Annotated in this window: 17 protein-coding genes, 2 tRNA genes, 2 pseudogenes and 1 riboswitch; of the genes and pseudogenes, 8 read left to right on the plus strand and 13 right to left on the minus strand. The window is 41.0% G+C overall.

All coding sequences use genetic code 11. The features are described from left to right. Positions 1 to 4: 4 nt before the first annotated feature. A complete protein-coding gene (locus JCM19038_RS06415) occupies positions 5 to 265 on the minus strand; it encodes a hypothetical protein (protein ID WP_042415870.1) in 261 nt (86 codons plus the stop codon). A 328-nt stretch (positions 266 to 593) separates the two neighbouring features. On the opposite strand from JCM19038_RS06415, the gene JCM19038_RS20450 reads away from it, so the two are divergent. After that, a complete protein-coding gene (locus JCM19038_RS20450; protein ID WP_052361153.1) occupies positions 594 to 2,729 on the plus strand; it encodes a M14 family zinc carboxypeptidase in 2,136 nt (711 codons plus the stop codon). 485 nt (positions 2,730 to 3,214) lie between these two features. Here JCM19038_RS20450 and JCM19038_RS06425 read toward each other — a convergent pair whose 3' ends face one another. The 3 genes from JCM19038_RS06425 to JCM19038_RS06435 form a co-directional block, all read right to left on the minus strand. After that, entirely contained in the window at positions 3,215 to 3,490 is a 276-nt protein-coding gene (locus JCM19038_RS06425) for a hypothetical protein (protein ID WP_042415873.1), read from the minus strand. 221 nt (positions 3,491 to 3,711) lie between these two features. Then, positions 3,712 to 3,787, minus strand: a tRNA-Thr gene (locus JCM19038_RS06430). 7 nt (positions 3,788 to 3,794) lie between these two features. Further along, positions 3,795 to 3,869 (minus strand) — tRNA-Asn (locus JCM19038_RS06435). A 376-nt stretch (positions 3,870 to 4,245) separates the two neighbouring features. Between JCM19038_RS06435 and JCM19038_RS06440 the strand changes: the two genes are divergently transcribed. After that, complete coding sequence (locus tag JCM19038_RS06440; RefSeq protein ID WP_042415876.1) at positions 4,246 to 4,710, plus strand: GNAT family N-acetyltransferase; 465 nt, start codon at positions 4,246 to 4,248, stop codon at positions 4,708 to 4,710. A gap of 55 nt (positions 4,711 to 4,765) precedes the next feature. Next, the gene (locus tag JCM19038_RS06445) at positions 4,766 to 5,242 is read left to right on the plus strand and encodes an N-acetyltransferase (RefSeq protein WP_238554302.1); all 477 of its coding nucleotides are present in this window, start codon (positions 4,766 to 4,768) and stop codon (positions 5,240 to 5,242) included. Between the two features lie 40 nt (positions 5,243 to 5,282). Here the strand turns inward: JCM19038_RS06445 and JCM19038_RS06450 are convergent, their stop codons facing one another. The 6 genes from JCM19038_RS06450 to JCM19038_RS24905 all read right to left on the minus strand — a co-directional run bounded on the left by JCM19038_RS06450 (position 5,283) and on the right by JCM19038_RS24905 (position 9,631). Further along, positions 5,283 to 6,017, minus strand: coding sequence for a hypothetical protein (locus tag JCM19038_RS06450; RefSeq protein WP_042415879.1), 735 nt, complete (start codon positions 6,015 to 6,017; stop codon positions 5,283 to 5,285). Positions 6,018 to 6,090: 73 nt separating this feature from the next. Next, the gene (locus JCM19038_RS06455) at positions 6,091 to 7,014 is read right to left on the minus strand and encodes an AEC family transporter (RefSeq protein ID WP_042415884.1); all 924 of its coding nucleotides are present in this window, start codon (positions 7,012 to 7,014) and stop codon (positions 6,091 to 6,093) included. Between the two features lie 108 nt (positions 7,015 to 7,122). Continuing rightward, positions 7,123 to 7,695, minus strand: a complete 573-nt coding sequence (locus tag JCM19038_RS20455; protein ID WP_052361155.1) for a TetR/AcrR family transcriptional regulator — start codon at positions 7,693 to 7,695, stop codon at positions 7,123 to 7,125. A 72-nt stretch (positions 7,696 to 7,767) separates the two neighbouring features. Beyond that, positions 7,768 to 8,709 carry an AEC family transporter gene (locus JCM19038_RS06465; RefSeq protein WP_042415887.1) on the minus strand — a complete coding sequence of 314 codons (942 nt, stop codon included), beginning with the start codon at positions 8,707 to 8,709 and terminating at the stop codon, positions 7,768 to 7,770. A 74-nt stretch (positions 8,710 to 8,783) separates the two neighbouring features. Further along, positions 8,784 to 9,164, minus strand: coding sequence for a DUF6363 domain-containing protein (locus JCM19038_RS24900; RefSeq protein ID WP_307189972.1), 381 nt, complete (start codon positions 9,162 to 9,164; stop codon positions 8,784 to 8,786). Beyond that, the gene (locus JCM19038_RS24905; protein WP_307189973.1) at positions 9,164 to 9,631 is read right to left on the minus strand and encodes a patatin family protein; all 468 of its coding nucleotides are present in this window, start codon (positions 9,629 to 9,631) and stop codon (positions 9,164 to 9,166) included. The genes JCM19038_RS24900 and JCM19038_RS24905 overlap by 1 nt, the downstream gene beginning before the upstream one ends. A gap of 433 nt (positions 9,632 to 10,064) precedes the next feature. Here JCM19038_RS24905 and JCM19038_RS06475 point away from each other — a divergent pair. From JCM19038_RS06475 to JCM19038_RS06490, 5 genes and pseudogenes are all read left to right on the plus strand, one after another. Further along, positions 10,065 to 11,578 (plus strand): annotated as a pseudogene (locus JCM19038_RS06475) (aldehyde dehydrogenase family protein). A gap of 19 nt (positions 11,579 to 11,597) precedes the next feature. After that, the gene (locus JCM19038_RS06480; RefSeq protein WP_238554303.1) at positions 11,598 to 11,984 is read left to right on the plus strand and encodes a DUF779 domain-containing protein; all 387 of its coding nucleotides are present in this window, start codon (positions 11,598 to 11,600) and stop codon (positions 11,982 to 11,984) included. A 55-nt stretch (positions 11,985 to 12,039) separates the two neighbouring features. Continuing rightward, complete coding sequence (locus tag JCM19038_RS06485) at positions 12,040 to 12,978, plus strand: MBL fold metallo-hydrolase (protein WP_042415892.1); 939 nt, start codon at positions 12,040 to 12,042, stop codon at positions 12,976 to 12,978. A gap of 563 nt (positions 12,979 to 13,541) precedes the next feature. Next, a complete protein-coding gene (locus JCM19038_RS20460; RefSeq protein ID WP_052361159.1) occupies positions 13,542 to 13,946 on the plus strand; it encodes a DUF4349 domain-containing protein in 405 nt (134 codons plus the stop codon). Then, a complete protein-coding gene (locus tag JCM19038_RS06490; RefSeq protein WP_081831685.1) occupies positions 13,898 to 14,407 on the plus strand; it encodes a DUF4349 domain-containing protein in 510 nt (169 codons plus the stop codon). Before JCM19038_RS20460 ends, JCM19038_RS06490 begins: the two co-directional genes overlap by 49 nt. A gap of 105 nt (positions 14,408 to 14,512) precedes the next feature. Continuing rightward, positions 14,513 to 14,612, minus strand: a riboswitch (TPP riboswitch). A gap of 132 nt (positions 14,613 to 14,744) precedes the next feature. On the opposite strand, the gene JCM19038_RS06495 is transcribed toward JCM19038_RS06490, so the two are convergent. The 3 genes and pseudogenes from JCM19038_RS06495 to JCM19038_RS06505 all read right to left on the minus strand — a co-directional run bounded on the left by JCM19038_RS06495 (position 14,745) and on the right by JCM19038_RS06505 (position 17,521). Continuing rightward, entirely contained in the window at positions 14,745 to 15,278 is a 534-nt protein-coding gene (locus JCM19038_RS06495) for a chromate transporter (RefSeq protein ID WP_042415895.1), read from the minus strand. After that, complete coding sequence (locus tag JCM19038_RS06500) at positions 15,278 to 15,850, minus strand: chromate transporter (protein WP_042415897.1); 573 nt, start codon at positions 15,848 to 15,850, stop codon at positions 15,278 to 15,280. Before JCM19038_RS06500 ends, JCM19038_RS06495 begins: the two co-directional genes overlap by 1 nt. Before the next feature lie 62 nt (positions 15,851 to 15,912). Then, a pseudogene (locus tag JCM19038_RS06505) lies at positions 15,913 to 17,521 on the minus strand (gamma-glutamyltransferase family protein). Positions 17,522 to 17,609 lie beyond the last annotated feature (88 nt).

Consider the following 17,609-nt stretch of genomic DNA (forward strand, 5'->3'; position numbering starts at 1 on the left):
CTTTCTATAGAGGTACGTCATCCTTTTTTGATTCGTGAACAGATGACCTCTTCTCTAACTTTTCCATCCAAACGACGTAGATAATACAAAGTCCGCATAATATGAAGTGAGAACTGAATAAAAGCCAGGCTACAAGCGATACACCCCCAACAAAAATATCAGTTGGCCACCAAATAAAGATAAATGCAGCAAGAAGGAGCATGACGATCAATAGAATAATGCCAGAATCTGTGAAAATTGAACGTTTCTTCCCATGTTCTTCCATGAGGTCGCACCTCCCAATGTTTAAGTAGTTTAATAGTAAGTTAATTTTTAAGTCTAATCAATAAATTTAGAAAAATTAATCTAATATCATTTCTTTTTAAAGATTTCATTATGATGAAATTGGTTTTTTGGTTGGATGTTTTTGTAATAACCAACATGAGCAATGAACTAACTGAAAAACAACGACCTACGTCGATCTTATCGAAAAGATAAGATGTATTCATTATATTTCTGTATATTCTAAATAATAAGGTAAATTTGTTCGGATCTTATGCTACCATTCAAATTGATTACAGTTTCAAACTAAATTCATTTGGGAGGGTATTCATTTGAAAGCAATTATTGGGAAGTTTTTATTTATTATTTTGATTTTTTCAGTACTTATTCAGCCTAAAGAAATATTCGCTTTATTAGAAGAGGAAGAAGATGAGTTACCTAGTGCACAGTCGATTGAAGAGCTTGATGATCGTTGGACAAATTATGAAGAAATGGTAGAAGAGCTTCTTAGAATTGAGGAATTGAGTAATGGTCAACTAGATTTAGAGGTCATCGGAGAGTCTCATCATGGGCGTGATATTTATTCAGCTAGAATTGGTGAGGGTGATCAAGTCTTACTTATTGATAGTGAAATACATGGGAACGAGAAAGCTGGAACAGAAGCGGTTATTGATATGTTAGATGAACTTGCAAATGGACAAAGAGATCATATTTTAGAAGAAGTAACGATTGTAGCAGTCCCTAAATTAAATCCAGATGGTGCAGAGCTCGTTAAACGCCAAAATGATATTTCTTGGGAAGAAGTCCTTGAATACCATCCACATTTAGAAGAAGCAGAACCTGCATGGTATCACAATGAGAGTCGTAATGGTTTTGATATTAACCGTGATTTCCATCCAGACTTGGATTTTGAGGCAGAAGCATCGGATCTTCCAGGAACAAGCGCTCATTATGGTTTTTACTTAACGAATGAAGCTCGTGCGCTTGCTGATTTATATCAAGAACTACAAGGGGAATTCGGAATCGTTGAAGCGTACGTTAATCTTCACCATATGGGTACGCCAAAGCTTGAAGGTACAGATCAAGATGTATCCATTGCACTGAGTCATCCCCCGTTAGGACCAGATAACAACCCGAAATATGTGGATGACTATCCAGAATGGGATCAAGACAAATCCCGTCGTTACAATTTAGCAGCAGCAGAAGGGATTCATGGTCACGCTGAAGATGGACATGAGGCAGGTCTTGCACGTTATTCATATCCGTCAACGTTTGATTTGTCTGGAATCGCTCTTGGTGCATTTGGCTTAAATGGAAGTGGGGCGGTTCTATTCGAAATGGCTGGACAACAACCTCAAGTGCCTTACGATCAAGAACTTATCGATAAAGTCACTGCAGGACTATGGGGGATTGCAGAATCTATGACAGATGGTTCCGTTCATGAGATGGATGGCGATGCCTTTTACGATATTCCTAAGTACTGGCCAGACACACCTCCAGTTAGTGATCCTACTGAGCATGAGTTTGACTTTACAGGTGATCCTGTCGGTGAAATGCCACAACAGTGGTCTACGATGTGGCAAGGTGAAGAGGATCAATTAACCATTTTAGATGATCCACTACGTTTGCAACACTCTGTTCGTTCAGGTGTGCGTGGATTTACTTCGGACATCGTTGGTGAACTATACGGAAGTACAGAAGTCTTTGGATTGGTTCGCGGAGAACATATTCAGAATAAAGTGTTTGAACTGGGTTTCCATATGTCAGGTTCACCAGGTAGTGAAAATGGAATCTATGCAGATGCACAACTTCCAAACGATGAATTTGAAAATGGTACGGTCCGTATTATGCAACGTCGTGGCGGTGCGAACACAACGCTTGGTATTGCAGAGCCAGACTTTGAAGTGGCTGAAGGCGAGTGGTATCGTGTCTTATTACAACGTGACGCAGCGGCATTGCAGCTCAAAGTATGGCCAGATGGTGAAGAAGAGCCAAGTAATTGGCACGTTGTAACAACAGAAAACACAATGTATGGAGGGAAAGTAGGGTTCTCTCATAACACACCAGGTGCGATGAATGAATTCGCATACATTGGAGTAGGAGTAGGTGGGAAGCGTGCGCCGCATGCTGATGACGACCATCTAGGTGACCCTGTTGAACCACCAGAAGAAGGACTCATTACGAACTTGTTACCATCAGAGGATGTTTCTCTTACTGCCGGTCAATCAGTCAAAATATCGTTTGATAGTGAGCCGGGGTTAGATGCTGTTTTCTCCATACGTCTTCCACTTACAAGTCAATCACCGACCGAATTGCCGATGTGGGAAAGTTCACCGGGGAACTATGTAGGGTACTGGACAGCCATCCGGAATCTATCCGTACAAGATGCAGAAATTGAAGTGAAGGTAACCGATCAATATGGCAACGAAACGAGAGAAACAGCTGAAGGTAGATTAACAATTCATTAATAGGGTTTAGGTTGCCTTTTATGGCAACCTTCTCTTTTATGATTGATTATCAATGATTTATAAATTCTTAGTCACCAATTAAATTCAAGTGATAGAATCAGCATAAGAGGGTAATGAGTACATAAGGGTTACAGTTGTATGCAATTTTCAATATAATAGGAGCGTTTCCGATGCGGTGAAATGTATATGAAGTAATAATTTTACTAGCAGCTTGCATCATTCTTATTGCGCAAGTAAATTCAGATGATGGGCAATGGTGGATTGCCATTTTGTCGGTGATCATTATGATTACATTGCTTGTTGGTTTTATAGTAAGGAGAAGAAATTCGCAAAAGTAATGCACCTTATTGTAAAAAGTAAGGTGCATTACTTTTTACAATAAGGGTTTTGATATTTTAAAACGCAAAAGCAATCATCTTGTTTTATGCACAACAGTTTAAAAGCGAGTAAATTCACGGTGGTATAGATCCTATTAAAATTAACACTTATGTTTTGTTAATTTTAATAGCACCGACGATGACAACAATCTTAGCTACAATGTAAGCAATTGAAATCATAGTAAATCCTGCAACAGCATAGCCAAAGGAGTCTCCTTCTGCAAACAGGAATAAAACATATGACCCCGTTCCTAATACAAATAAGATGATTCCACTTATAATCAACGTAGTTGCCCTCTTTGTTAAAAACAATAATAAAAAGACAATGACGGAAATGGTGATAACTGTATAATCGATGACCTGCATAACGTTTTCAGTCAACATACATAAACACCTCCATTAGTTAGTATAAAGTGGGAAGGTAAGGTGATAAACGAATAATCGGAATGGTCTGATTGTAAGTTGATCGGCTATGTTAGGAAAGGGTTATGATGTGGTCAATTCGTGGTCAGTTGAAGTGTTGAAGCAAGTTTTAGAGAGGAAATGATCAAGAAAAAACAAAATAAAAAACCCTATCGTAGTGAGGGTTTGGTTGCAAATAATTATGGAGCTTCCTACCGGGCTTGAACCGGTGACCTCATCCTTACCATGGATGCGCTCTACCAGCTGAGCTAAGGAAGCAAAAAAATGGCTCCGCAGGCAGGATTCGAACCAGCGACCTACCGGTTAACAGCCGGTTGCTCTACCACTGAGCTACTGCGGAATATGTAGTATTCTTACGTCACAGGAATATAATATCATGGCTGTGGGAGATATGCAAGATTGGAATGGAACTTTTTTCATTTTTCAATCGGATCACCTATAACCTTTTTACTTGATTCTGGAAATTGTTTTCGAATGTAATGTTTTTATGCTTGCAACGGTAGACTTATGAACCAAGAGTAAGTAAGATGAAAAGTAGGCGACAGAGAATGCCTGAAAAGAATTTACGTATTCAGTGAATTTAGAAGAAAATCACTTTTGGCTAAAAAAATAATGTCAGATAATCGGATGAATGATGAACAACAATACGACTTCACGTGTCTCACGCTGTGTGCCACTCCAGACACGATTATAAATAGGATACGGGGTGTGAAATAATGGAGATACGATTTGCGACTTTGGAAGATTTGAATGACTTGGTTAGTCTTCTTTGGAGTAAAGCCAAAGAAGAAGACGGCGAGCTCAATGAAGAGAGTTATGCAGTATTCAAAGAAGAGTGTTACAACTACTTATTTGAGCTGATTTTTAGTAATGATCACCATCTATGGGTAGCCATTGATGACAAAGAGATTGTCGCTCATATGTCTTTGAAAATACTTAAGGGATTCCCTGAGCCAGATCGTGAACCTCGTATTATTGGTATCATAACAACCGCTTATTTAAAAAAGGAATATCGTGACCGCAATTTGTTAGAAAGTATTTTAGATGCAATTGAACAGTATCGTGTTGAGCATGAATTGTTTACGATCATTGTAGCGGGGAATATTGATGAGACTGGCGTGTTTGAACGGGCAGGGTACGATATGCAATATCCGCTTCTTGCACGTACTTCTAAGAGATGAACGTAGAGAAGAAACCGATTAATAATTGTACGTAATGTGGAGTTGTGTAAGATTTATGTATACAGATAAAGAAGACGTGAGGATTGTTCAAGTAGAGGTGGTTGATGAGTCGTTGATGGCGTTGCTTCTATTAGCAGATCCTAATCTTAGTCTCGTTAAGAAGTATGTCGAGCGAGGCTTTATTTATGGCTTACGTGATCAAGATCAATGGGTGGGGGAATACGTTCTTCTTGAAACAGGACCTCAAACAGTGGAGATCATGAATGTAGCTGTTCAAGAAGATGCGCAAGGGAATGGCTACGGTGAAATGCTCGTCAGAGATGCGATCAAGCGATCATTTAGTGAAGGATATCACCGAATAGATATTGCTACGGGGAGCACAGGGACGCAGCAATTGTACCTTTATCAAAAGTGTGGGTTTAGAATGATGTCAATTGAGCAAGATTACTTTGTTGAACACTATGATGAACCAATTTATGAACATGGCATACAGTTAAAAGACCTTGTACGATTATCAATAAGTCGATTATAAACAAACGCTCCTCGCAACAGCAGTGCGAGGAGCGTTTGTTTTACTCTGATAAGGAGTGCCAAGGTCCATCATAATCAGGCATGTAAACGAGTGAAGGGTGTGAATCATCTTTATTGATTAAAAAAGCAAGCCAACCATTTGCATTCGTATCCGCTTCCATTTCATGCCAAAGCGGTTGGGCTAACGAAAGATCAACAGGTTGATGTGTCTTCCCTGTAGAAGTAACCATTTGAAAATAATCCGGGCTAATCGTAAAAAGCTCTTTGTTCTCTATGTCCTCAGTATAGATGTGAACGTGAGCGAGTAGTAATTCCATATCTTCGTGTAAGGTGAAATCACGATCTTTATCTAAAACTCGTTGGAATGCTCGGTCGCCTCGTTCAACGGAAAGTAAAGTTATCTCCGTTGTAAGTTCACCATACAGTGAATGAGCCGTAATGACTCTCACCGTCTCACCAGCTTCTGCTGGGGTGAAGCGGCTGGCAACTTCTTCGCTGTATGCAGAATCGTTGCTGAAAAGGGAGTTGTTAGAAGCTTGAGTATCATGCTGTAGGGGTCTTTGACTAGAAGAAGCATCTTCATCAAGACCAAACAACCACACGCTTAATAACATAACTGGTCCGATAAAACCAAAAGTTAAGATAGGAAGCAGAAGTGTTGCTAGAGAGCTTTTCTTATGTTTAGGTACCGTTCTCGAACGTAATGCATTTCTTAAGACAAGTAGTAAACCAAAGGTAAGAAAGGCTCCTAGCGTAACGGATATTAAGATCGCCAAGATACATAACCTTCTTTCTAGGATAAGGGGGTAAGGGTATAGCGTGTAATTTGTCTATTTATTACCCGCTTTTCTACAACATTAAGCCTGTCATTGCTGAAATGGTGGAAAATAAGCTATAAAGTAATGGCAGGCTGAACATGGCGAGAAATGTAGATAAGATGACAGAAACTGAGGCGAAGGCTGTGTCTCCACCATATTGTTCACTGTAAAAGCTAACTGTAGGTGCACAAGGCGTCGCAGAGAGAATTACTGCAATTGCAAGCCACTCAAATGGAATCGGTAGAAATAAAAACGGTACAAAAATAATAAGAGGAAGTAAAAATAAGCGATGTGCCATGACAAACCATGTGAGTGGTAACGTCAGTAATTTACGTAACCCGTGCAGTGTATTTTCTGAAAGTAAGATTCCGATAAGAATCATCGATAATGGGATCGTCATTTGTCCGATCGTATTGATTGGAGTCATCATTAAATCTGGTAATTTTATAGGTGATAAAAATAGAATTACTCCAATTGATGTCGCCAATAACCCTGGATTAAGGTATAGCTTTGGTGGCTTTGTTTTCATGATTGCAATGCCATAAGTCCAAATGAGGATGAAGTAAAGTAAGTTAAACGCAACGGCATAGAACAACCCTTCGTGTCCGAATAGCAAGAAGACGACCGACACGCCGATAAAGCCTTGGTTTCCAAAGAGTAATAAGTTCTGAAAAACACCACTTTGTGTTGAAGAAACAGCTAATCTGCGGGTCATTACTTTTCCGTATAACAGTGTTAAAGATAGAAAGGAAAATGAAAGAAGCATTAGCACGATGAAAGCTAGCGCTCGTTCATATTGAAATGGAATATGCATCGAAGAAACAATTAAAGCGGGTAATGTGAGATAAAGTAGCAATCGGGTGAGAATGGTTTTGCTTGTTAAGGGTATGAGGTTAAAGCGTACAGCTATAAAGCCAATGGCAAGCATGATGTACAACATCACCATTTCTTCCATCAATAGAAAAAAGCGGACATAACAATCCCTCCTTTTGAGACACCATAGGCATTGTATGTCGTTAACGTGCACGTTATGAATAAATTAAAAAAGCAGCCAAACAAGTGGCTACTTCTCTGTGCCAATCCCATTAAAGATGACGTGATACAGCAATGTACCAACCTCTAAAGGGTGGTCGTAGTAACGCTGGTTTAGCCTCACGGCATTAAAGATTAAATCTGTAATCATCGTAGCAGACAATTCTTGTTTGATTTCACCAGCTTCTTGACCTTCAACAATTGCTGTTTCGATTAATTGGAAAATATCATTTCGTGCACGCCATAACATCATTAGATTCTTTTTTACTTTTTCTGAGATGTTTGCATTCACGTGGGGTGTCGTTTCAATAATCAAATGAATTTGTGTAAACTTCATCAGCAGTCGAATGATTTCTTCTAAGCGTTCAGAAGCGTGACCATGCACGTTGATGCTCTTTATTTCTTCATAAAAGCGAGACATTTTATGAACCATATAGGAGGTTACAAGCTCTTCTTTGTTCGTGAAATATTCGTAAATCGTACTACGGCCAACTTGTAGGCGATCCGCCAATAATTTAAAGTGAAAGGCTTTGTAGCCTTCTTGAAGTAAGACCGCTTCAGCAGCTTCATAAATTTCCTCGTTGTTAAGACTTCGCTTAGCCACACGTTTCCTCCTTTTAGCGACCCATCAATCCATCGCGAAACGATTGTTTCGAGCTGATTTTGTTCGGTTTGATTACGTAAACCAAAAACTTGCAAAACTAGATACGAGTGGGATCGTCAGTAATGATAACAACGTAGAGCTAATTGTCGTAATGGCTGCTTCATCTTCAAAATCTGTGTAACTACCGTAAATAACCGGTGCAACGAGGAATGTTGGCATGGCCGTTACGATGACTAAAAACTGTTTCAAAAAAAGATCAATAGGTAAGAATCCGACAATAAGAATTGTTGTCATTGGAAAAATGAGCAGTCGCATTGTGAGCGGAAAACCAATGGATCGGTAAAAAAAGGTTTTTTGTTCTTTGAAAAATGGTGGTAACAATAGCCCGATGTAAAGCATTGCCAATGGTGCAGCTAATCCAGCAAGCATTGCAGATAATTCTTGTAAAAGCAATGGAGCTTGTAAACCACTAACGGCAAAGGTCAGTCCAACACCGATTGCAATTAATGGCATGTTAATGAGTGCAGTTAAGCTTTTCATGGTGAAGCGTTGGTGGCCACTTTGTAAAATGGCAACGCCAAGTGTGAACAAGACCACATCAAGACCAGCGTCAAAGATCGCCGCGAGTAACCCCCCAATGGGACCAAATACAGCCGCACACAAAGGAATGGCAATAAATCCAGTATTGCCGATGGCGGAAAGTAACGATAACTTCTTAGCGGTTGTTGGTTGAAATCCAAGAAGTCGAGCAATCAAGATGCTCAGAACGATCGCAGTTGAATTAAATCCTAGACTTATAACAAAAACGAGAAAAATAAGTTGTAAGACATCGTCAGTGATGGGCGTATTAAACACGCCATTCAAAATGATAAACGGAACAGCGATATTAATGACGAGGCTCATGACTAATTTCTTGGAAGAAGGTGTCACGGTTTTCCTCCAAGAAACGAGCGCCCCGAATAAAATAATGATACCCATCATCGAGATCGTGAGTGTAATCGTTGCAACGTCCATAATCATTTCCATCCTAATTCTAGACTCAAACCATTAAACAAAAGACAAACAACTCTCGTGATCTACGTAAAAGCTTAAGAGTAAGCTATAAAATCTTCTAACTTCTTGTGCAAGCCTTTGGCGTCCTTAAGACCAAGATCATAGACGGACTGCAACTTGGTTACGGACTTCTCTACACGCCCAATGTCTAAATCCCTTGACGGACTAATGACGAGAACATTTCCTTTTTCTTCTTCTGTCTTTAGTTGTTGTAACGATTGATTATAAACATCATGTCGCTTTTCAATCGCCCGTAACAGGTGAGGGTAGTGTTTGTATTTGCTTTTTATGTACCATAAGAATGATTGTCGCTTCTTAAAGTACCCTCGCTTTTGGGTAAGAATAACGACATGCTTTTTGTTGCCATCTTGAATGGACTTAGCAATTGGGATTGGGTCGACAATGCCGCCATCCATTAATAGGCGATCTTGAAATGAGACAGCGGGTGCAACGAGTGCAAGGAGCTTGACGCTCGTAACAGGGTTAATACGTCTTTAGGGAAGTGTGATTTACGATAGTAGACGGCTTCTCCCGTTGACACGTCGGTTGTTACGATGACAAACTCTTGGCTCGAATCTTCGTATGCACCGAAATTAAAAGGCACTAATTCATTGGGCAAGCGATCAAACAGAAAATCCATCCCGAACAACTGTCGATTTTTTACATAGTTACGTAGTGAAAGGTATTCCGGGTGGGAAGCATACGTAACGTTTACGGTGTGATTGCGGTCGATTTGATTTGAAATATAAGAAGAGCCGCTGCATGCACCAGCGGAAACGCCAATAACATAGGGGAATTGCACATTATTCTCCATGAAATAGCGCAAAACACCAGACGTATAAACGCCTCGGCTTCCTCCTCCTTCTAATAATAAGCTAACCATCGTCCAACGCTGTTACTAATCTCTTCTTGCCACAACGAACCTGTACCTTCTAAATAAACCGCACAAATGCGGTGTAAGTCTTGGAATTCTTTAGAGGTTATAGGCAATCATCGCTTGTGATTAGTAACAGTCTCACCTCACCTTCGTGTGTTTTCTATTGTTGTAATCACCGGTGTTACCCAAGCTTTCCGATCGTTTAGGGTTAATTGCGTCTTCATAATGTGCGAAAACGGTTCGAAATCAGGGTAGAATATATATCTACTTTAGCAAAAACTAGGTCAATAGAGAAGGAAAGCGTAAATCACTTGGTCATTTGAGACGAACATTAACAGATAAATATATAGATTTTTATCTACGTGCAGGAATCTAGTAATGAAAGAAGAAGTAATGTAATAGGAAAATGGAAGCGATTACAATATAGGGAGGTTTTTTCATGCGTTATGTTCAACCAGGTCAAGATGGAGCTGTAGTTGCGTTTAAATCCAAGTACGACAATTTTATTGGGGGAGAATGGACGGCACCTGTGGAAGGTGAGTACTTTGAATCGATTTCACCAGTAACTGGTGAGGCGTTTACTCAGATTGCTCGTTCTACTGAAGCTGATGTTGAACGAGCAATTGATGCTGCGCATGAAGCAAAAGCATCTTGGTCGCAAACGTCTGTTGCAGACCGTGCGCTTGTACTCACGAAAATCGCCGATCGTATGGAAGAGAATCTCGAGAAGCTCGCGGTTGCCGAAACGTGGGACAACGGTAAGCCTGTTCGAGAAACATTAGCCGCTGATTTGCCACTTGCGATTGATCATTTCCGGTATTTTGCAAGTGCAATTCGATCGCAAGAAGGTGGCATCTCACAAATTGATGAAGACACTGTAGCTTATCACTTTCATGAACCGTTAGGTGTTGTTGGGCAAATCATTCCATGGAATTTCCCGCTGTTAATGATGACATGGAAAGTAGCACCGGCACTTGCAGCGGGAAATTGTGTCGTTTTAAAGCCTGCAGAACAAACGCCTGCATCCATTACGATTTGGTTAGAGATCGTTCAAGATCTATTACCAAAAGGTGTGTTGAATGTCGTTCAAGGTTTTGGTCTTGAAGCAGGAAAGCCATTAGCGCAGAGTGATCGAATCGATAAAATCGCTTTTACTGGTGAAACGACAACTGGGCGTTTAATTATGCAATATGCATCTGAGAATATTATTCCCGTTACTTTAGAGCTTGGAGGGAAATCACCAAATATCTTCTTCGAAGACGTCATGGATAAGGAAGATGGATTTCTAGATAAGGCAGTTGAAGGTTTTGTGATGTTTGCGCTCAATCAAGGTGAAGTGTGTACGTGCCTTCAAGAGCGTTAATTCAAGAATCGATTTATGATGAATTTATGGAACGGGCATTAAAGAGAGTAAAGGAAATCGTTGCTGGTGATCCGTTAGATACGAATACAATGATTGGAGCGCAAGCGTCAGAAGAGCAACTTGAGAAGATCATGTCTTACTTTGATATTGCAGAGCAAGAAGGTGCGGAGCTTATTACGGGTGGAAAGCGCCGTAAAAGCGCAGATCATGGTGGGTATTATGTTGAACCGACTATCTACAAAGGTAAGAACAACATGAGGATTTTCCAAGAGGAAATCTTTGGACCTGTCGTTTCTGTAACGACGTTTAAGACGAAAGAAGAAGCTCTAGAAATTGCAAATGACACGCTATACGGCCTCGGGGCAGGGGTTTGGTCTCGTGATATGAATACTGCGTATCGGTTTGGACGTGCAATACAAGCTGGACGTGTTTGGACGAATTGCTATCATGTGTATCCTGCTCATGCGGCATTTGGAGGGTATAAGAAATCTGGAATTGGAAGGGAAAATCATCAAATGATGCTCGAGCATTATCAGCAAACGAAAAACTTGCTCGTGAGCTATAGTGAAGCACCTGCTGGCTTATTCTAAAGCAAGGAGTTGTTTGCTCGTGGATATTCATAAAGTGATTGCAACGGATGCGACCGTTGCATTGATTGGTCAGCTGGAAAGGAAGCATGGACCTGTTATTTTTCATCAGTCAGGTGGTTGTTGTGACGGAAGTTCACCGATGTGCTTCTCGCAGTCAGAGTTTAAACCAGGAAAACACGACTACTATTTAGGGGATCTTGGGCACGCACCGTTTTATATTTCTAAAGATCAATATGACTATTGGAAGCATACACAGCTCATTATTGATGTTGTCAAAGGGCGTGGTGGAATGTTTTCACTTGAAAACCCCACAGGGAGACGTTTTCTCGTACGTTCTCGGGTGTTTACAAATGAGGAACGACAAGCATTGAAGCTCAAAGTGACACTCTTTGAGCCTTTCTGTTAGTTAAGAATCTGAGCAAGCGCTCAATCTATAGAATTGATGAGAGGACGTTGATGATATGCTTGAAGAATTAGGCATTGAAACGATTCGATTGGAATTACCTTTTCGATTGAATCATGTGAATGTGTTTTACGCAGAAGGGGAGACCGGATGGTCTGTAATTGACGCGGGCTTACACAAAGAAGATACGGTTGCAGCTTGGGACAGTGCCTTAAAGGGCAAAGATGTGAAAAATATCATCATTACCCATTACCATCCTGATCATTTTGGTTATTCGGGTGGTTTGCAACAGAAGACAAATGCGAAAGTATGGATGACAAAGACGGATGCAGAAGCGGGGTTGAGAGCTTGGACTGCTGAATTCTTAGACGAGATGTATCGAAATTATCAATTTGCAGGTATTCCAGAAAAGCAAGCACGGGAAATGAGAGACAATACGGCCTCCTTTGTGCCAAGAATCAGTCCATTACCGACGATTGATCATTACATTGAAGAAGGGCAAACATTCCAGTTTGGAAAGGAAGAGTATGAAGCGATCTTTACACCTGGCCATTCAGATGGCTTAATCGTTTTATTTAATAAATCAAAGCGGGTATTGCTTGGAACCGATCACATTTTACCGAAGATTACGCCGAACATCTCTTATTGGTTCCATGGGCGTAAAGATCCATTGCATGATTACTTACAATCGTTAAAGAAGATTGAAGCATTAAATGCTGAGTATGTGATTCCTTCTCATGGCAAGCCATTTTATGATGCGAATACGAGAATCCAAGAAATTCGTGAACACCATGATGAGCGTCTTGAAAAAGTATTAACCCATGTGAAGAGCGATCAGACGGTATTTGAAGTGTGTGATTTGTTGTTCCCTAAAGTGTTAACCGTACACGAGTCTAGGTTTGCGATCGGTGAGACGCTTGCTCACCTTGAATACTTGCGTCATAAGGGTGAAATTAAACGCAGAGAAAATCAAGGGCGTTGGTACTATTATCAATAGGTTCATTAGATTAAGACCGTCCAAAACATATGCGTATTTCTTCATTCGACCGCCCCTTTCTATCGTCTACTATTCTCTACAGGGGGGATAGCTGTTTAGTGATGAAGCAGAAGAAGGCATAGAAAACAGCTGTCTTTAATTCTGGTGATGATACGCGGGCGCCATCTGGAGCTGCGTTTAAAGGAGAAGATGAATGGTTTGTAGCAGCTTTGGCTGGTTAGCAACTTATGCAATTTTCCGTGGACGACAACACGATAACGACCGTTTTGGAAGATGAGGGCGTTGGCGTGATATTGCGTACGATGAGTCAGAGGACATGTTGTATGTGATCACGAATAACACAAATGGTTGAGTGAACCCAATTGAAGAAGATGACCGTCTCCTACGTTTCCCAGCACCATAAGTTGATAAGTATAAACTGAGTAGTTGATCGTTCTACTCAGTTTTTTTATGTTCAGAAAGGTAAGTAGCACGCATTATGATGTTTTTATTATTATTTTCAGAAATATGAAACATATAAGCGCGAATCACGACTACAAAGGTAGAGAGAAGGAGGGGTCGTCTTGAAACTAAGAATGATATCGTTACTGTTTATTCTCTTAATTATTGCAGGTTGCAATCAAAGTCAATCAACGGATTCAGCTCGACAGATGAGCGGGACAAATGAAATGGCAGACCAAGCTGTAGAAGTTGAAGAAGATGCTCTAGATATTGAAGAAGAGACTGATCAGACAGAGAGCGGTGTAGAAGCAACGGAGCGTATGGTCGTGCAAAATGGCAATCTTGAAGTTGTCGTCGAAGAATTTGATGAGATGATGTATGAAATTGAAAATAAAGTGATGAATTTGGATGGCTATGTTGTTGAAACGAGTGTTCAAGGAAGCGAGGAAGGCGAGCGCAGTGTTCATTACTCGTACGAATTCCAGAAGATGGTTTCCAATCGTTTTTGGATGAAGTCGTATCAATGAGCACAGAATTAGTGCATCGCTCAACGTATGGAAATGACGTGACCGAAGAATATATCGATCTCGAATCTCGGATTCGTTCTCAAGAGGTTGTTGAAGAGAGATTGCTCACCTTTCTAGAAGCCGCTGAGAACACAGAAGATTTATTAACGATTTCTGATGATTTGGCTAATGTTCAACAAGAAATCGAAACGATTGAAGGAAGGATGAGTTTTTTAGAAAACCAAGTGGATTTTGCTACGGTGAATTTATATATCTACGAGCAAAGTTCAACCGCACTACAAGATCAAAGCACCTTGAATACGTGGCAAAATGCGACGAACTTGTTTACGGGTACAATTAATGCATTACTGTCTGTCGTCTCATTTATTGTTGTAACGGTTGTGGGATTATCGCCAGTTCTTGTACCAGTATCTATTGGGATCATTGTCTGGTTTTGGTTATATAGAAGGAAAAAGAAATAGGTCAAATTAAACCCTTCATTTGATAATGTTCAAATGGAGGGTTTTAGTTTTAAAGAACTACTCTTGAACCTAAAAAAAAGCCCTGATGCATTGCACAGAGCGTTCTCGTAACAAGCTTCACTTTCCTACGCTGGTACGAACCAGATCAGGTTCAAAGGGTTAAAGCAACGCTTCTCTCAGCCGAATGGCCCCCCTAGTGAATAAAAAAATATATTCAAGAATGGCTTACTAATACTTATTAAACCATAAAAAAGTCAGAAAATCAAAAAGAATTCCGCATGCATTATATTCCATTAAATATAAAAATATAATTCTAATTAACTGCGTCTTATGTCAGTTATGATAGGAAGATAGCCCCGTATATAAGAGAGCCAATAATAACGATGACAGGATGTACTTTGAACTTCTCTAATAGAAGTAAAGCAGCGATTGCAATAAACAGTGTCTGAATCAATCCGGCATCTTCCCAAGACATAAAGAAGAATTGAAAAGCAAGTACACCTAGTAATACAGCAATGGGTGCTTGAATGTAAGACGTCATTTTTTTCATGCGTGGGTGATCTTTGTACTTTAGTAAGACGGACATTAGAAGTAACATCGCTGCTAGACTTGGTCCTACTGTAGCAAATAGTGTGGCGATGACACCAGGTACACCGGCAACTTCCCAACCGACAAATGCAGCCATCTTCGTCGCAATAGGTCCAGGTAATGCATTGGCAAGAGCAAGGACTTCACCGAATTCTTGCGTGCTCATCCAACCGTAGCGATTGACAACTTCATGTTCGATAAGGGGAATGGAAGCAGGTCCCCCACCGTAACCGACAATTCCAGGAATGAAAAAGGCGAGGAATAAGTGCCATAACTCTAGCATTAGTGATCGCCCCTTTCTTGTTGCTTTTCTTCTTTTGGTTTGCGGATCAGTGCAATGGCGATTAAAGTGACGATAAGAATTGCAGGGTGTACGTTTAACCACTCGAGTACAATCAAACTAATGAATGTTAAGAGTACTGTTCCTAGAAACCCTGCTTTTTTGTTCGATTGCTTCAAGAAGTTAAACGTCATGATGATTAGCAATACCCCGACAACAGGGGCAATGGCATACGTCATTCCTTGTACAAAGGGAATGTCCCGAAACGATGATAATGTTCCAACGAGAATAATCGTTAAGATTGCCGTAGGCATGATTGCTGCGATAATTGCATTGATGAGACCTAGCGTGCCCCCGATTTGATAACCGATGTATCCACAAAGCTTCGTAATGATTGGTCCAGGAAGCGTGTTGCCTAGCGCTACTGCATCACTAAATTCTTCATCACTCATCCATTTGTATTTATCTACTACTTCTTTATGTACGAGAGGGATCGTTGGAGGACCGCCTCCGTAACCGAGGATATTCGCTCGAAACATCGCAATAAAGATGTTGAGCTGTGTTTGTGCGTTCATGAGTAGCCTCCATGTTAGTAATAAACGAGGAAAAGCAAGGGGATGGCCCCTTGCCCTTTAAATTACCAAATTGCGATGTGTCCGTCTGCGCGTGGTTCAGTACCACCGACAAGTACACCTGTATCTGGATCACGCCAAATGATTTGCCCTCTTCCGAAACTTCCAGATTCGAGCGTCGGTTTAATTGTATGCCCTTTGCGTTCTAACTGTCGAGCGATTTCAGCTGGAAAACTTGCTTCAACTTCAACAGTTTTTCCTCCAACCCATTTCCAACGAGGGGCGTCTAGAGCAGCTTGTGGGTTAAAGCCGTAGTCGATGCAATTGGTTAATACTTGTAGATGTCCTTGAGGCATCATGTATCCGCCCATTACACCGAATGGTCCGACAGGGACACCGTCTTTTGATAAAAATCCAGGAATAATCGTATGATACGTACGTTTGCCACCTTTTAGCGCGTTAGCAGCCGTTTCATCTAATTTGAATTCCCAACCACGATTTTGTAATGAGATTCCTGTGTTTGGAATCACAACGCCTGATCCAAAGCCTGCATAGTTGCTTTGAATTAATGAAACCATGTTGCCATCACCATCAGCTGCGGTCATGTAGACTGTTCCACCACGTGCAGGATCGCCCGCTTTAGGATCAATGGCTTGGTCGGTGATAAGGGCACGACGTTCTGCTCCGTACTCTTCTGTAAGCAAGTCTTTCGGGTCAATGGACATGTGTTCAGGGTCTGTAATGTATTCAAAACCATCAGCAAAGGCGAGTTTCAAAGCTTCGATATGTGTGTGATACGTTTCTACTGTTTCCTTAGCTGGTAAGTCGAACCCGTTTAAAATGTTCATCGCCATAAGAGGAACAATCCCTTGTCCGTTCGGAGGCAACTCCCAGACATCATAGCCTTTGTAGTTTACGCTAAGTGGCGTCACCCAATCGGTTTGGAATTTCGCCAAGTCTTCTTTGCGGATAAATCCACCGTACTCTCTAGAAAAGGCATCAATGGCTTCGGCCAACTCACCTTCGTAAAAAGCTTTCCCGTTCGTATCTGCAATTTTCTTCAGTGTTTCTGCATGACCAGGTAATGTCCAAATTTCACCAGCCTCAGGAGCACGTCCGTCTTTTGTGAATGTATCGTGCCATGGCTTAAAGACAGCTTCCTCAGCAGGATACGTGTTAACGGCTTTCTTCCAATGATGAGCTACGACTGGACTGACGGGGAACCCATTCTCCGCATAATCAATGGCAGGAGCGAGGGTTTCACTGAGTGGCAGTTTTCCGAATCGCTCAGAAAGAGCTGCCCAACCACCAGGTGCACCAGGAACATTGACCGGAATTAATCCCTTTTGGGGCATATCCTCATGTCCAAGCGCTTTTACAGCTTCAATTGAAATGCCTTCAGGAGCACGGCCACTTGAATTCATGCCGTAAAGTTCTCCGTCTAGCCATAAAATTGCGAAAGAATCGCCGCCAATCCCGTTTGATGTCGGCTCAACAACGGTTAAGGCTGCAGCGGTTGCAATTGCTGCATCAACGGCATTGCCGCCTTTTTTGAGCATCGTAAGGCCAGCTTCAGCTGCCAGTGGTTGAGAAGTTCCTACCATCCCTTTTGTTGCTGTATACTGGCGTTCGCTTTGAAGCGTAAGGCTGATAATACTGATCGAATTCCATCATGTTCCTTCACCTCTATGTATAAGTATTAATCTTCTAAAAAGTATAATTAGTATTTTACCATAACTTATTACAGGAAAGTATCTCGTTT

The sequence above is a fragment of the Geomicrobium sp. JCM 19038 genome, assembly GCF_000698125.1.
In the GTDB taxonomy this organism is placed as follows: Bacteria; Bacillota; Bacilli; order Bacillales; family Marinococcaceae; genus Geomicrobium_A.

Coding starts and splice junctions, on each gene's coding strand:
- JCM19038_RS06415 (WP_042415870.1), bottom strand. CDS start 265: ATGGAAGAACATGGGAAGAAACGTTCAATTTTCACAGATTCTGGCATT.
- JCM19038_RS06425 (WP_042415873.1), bottom strand. CDS start 3,490: ATGTTGACTGAAAACGTTATGCAGGTCATCGATTATACAGTTATCACC.
- JCM19038_RS06440 (WP_042415876.1), top strand. CDS start 4,246: ATGGAGATACGATTTGCGACTTTGGAAGATTTGAATGACTTGGTTAGT.
- JCM19038_RS06445 (WP_238554302.1), top strand. CDS start 4,766: ATGTATACAGATAAAGAAGACGTGAGGATTGTTCAAGTAGAGGTGGTT.
- JCM19038_RS06455 (WP_042415884.1), bottom strand. CDS start 7,014: ATGGAAGAAATGGTGATGTTGTACATCATGCTTGCCATTGGCTTTATA.
- JCM19038_RS06465 (WP_042415887.1), bottom strand. CDS start 8,709: ATGGACGTTGCAACGATTACACTCACGATCTCGATGATGGGTATCATT.
- JCM19038_RS24900 (WP_307189972.1), bottom strand. CDS start 9,164: ATGGATGGCGGCATTGTCGACCCAATCCCAATTGCTAAGTCCATTCAA.
- JCM19038_RS24905 (WP_307189973.1), bottom strand. CDS start 9,631: ATGGTTAGCTTATTATTAGAAGGAGGAGGAAGCCGAGGCGTTTATACG.
- JCM19038_RS06485 (WP_042415892.1), top strand. CDS start 12,040: ATGCTTGAAGAATTAGGCATTGAAACGATTCGATTGGAATTACCTTTT.
- JCM19038_RS06495 (WP_042415895.1), bottom strand. CDS start 15,278: ATGCTAGAGTTATGGCACTTATTCCTCGCCTTTTTCATTCCTGGAATT.
- JCM19038_RS06500 (WP_042415897.1), bottom strand. CDS start 15,850: ATGAACGCACAAACACAGCTCAACATCTTTATTGCGATGTTTCGAGCG.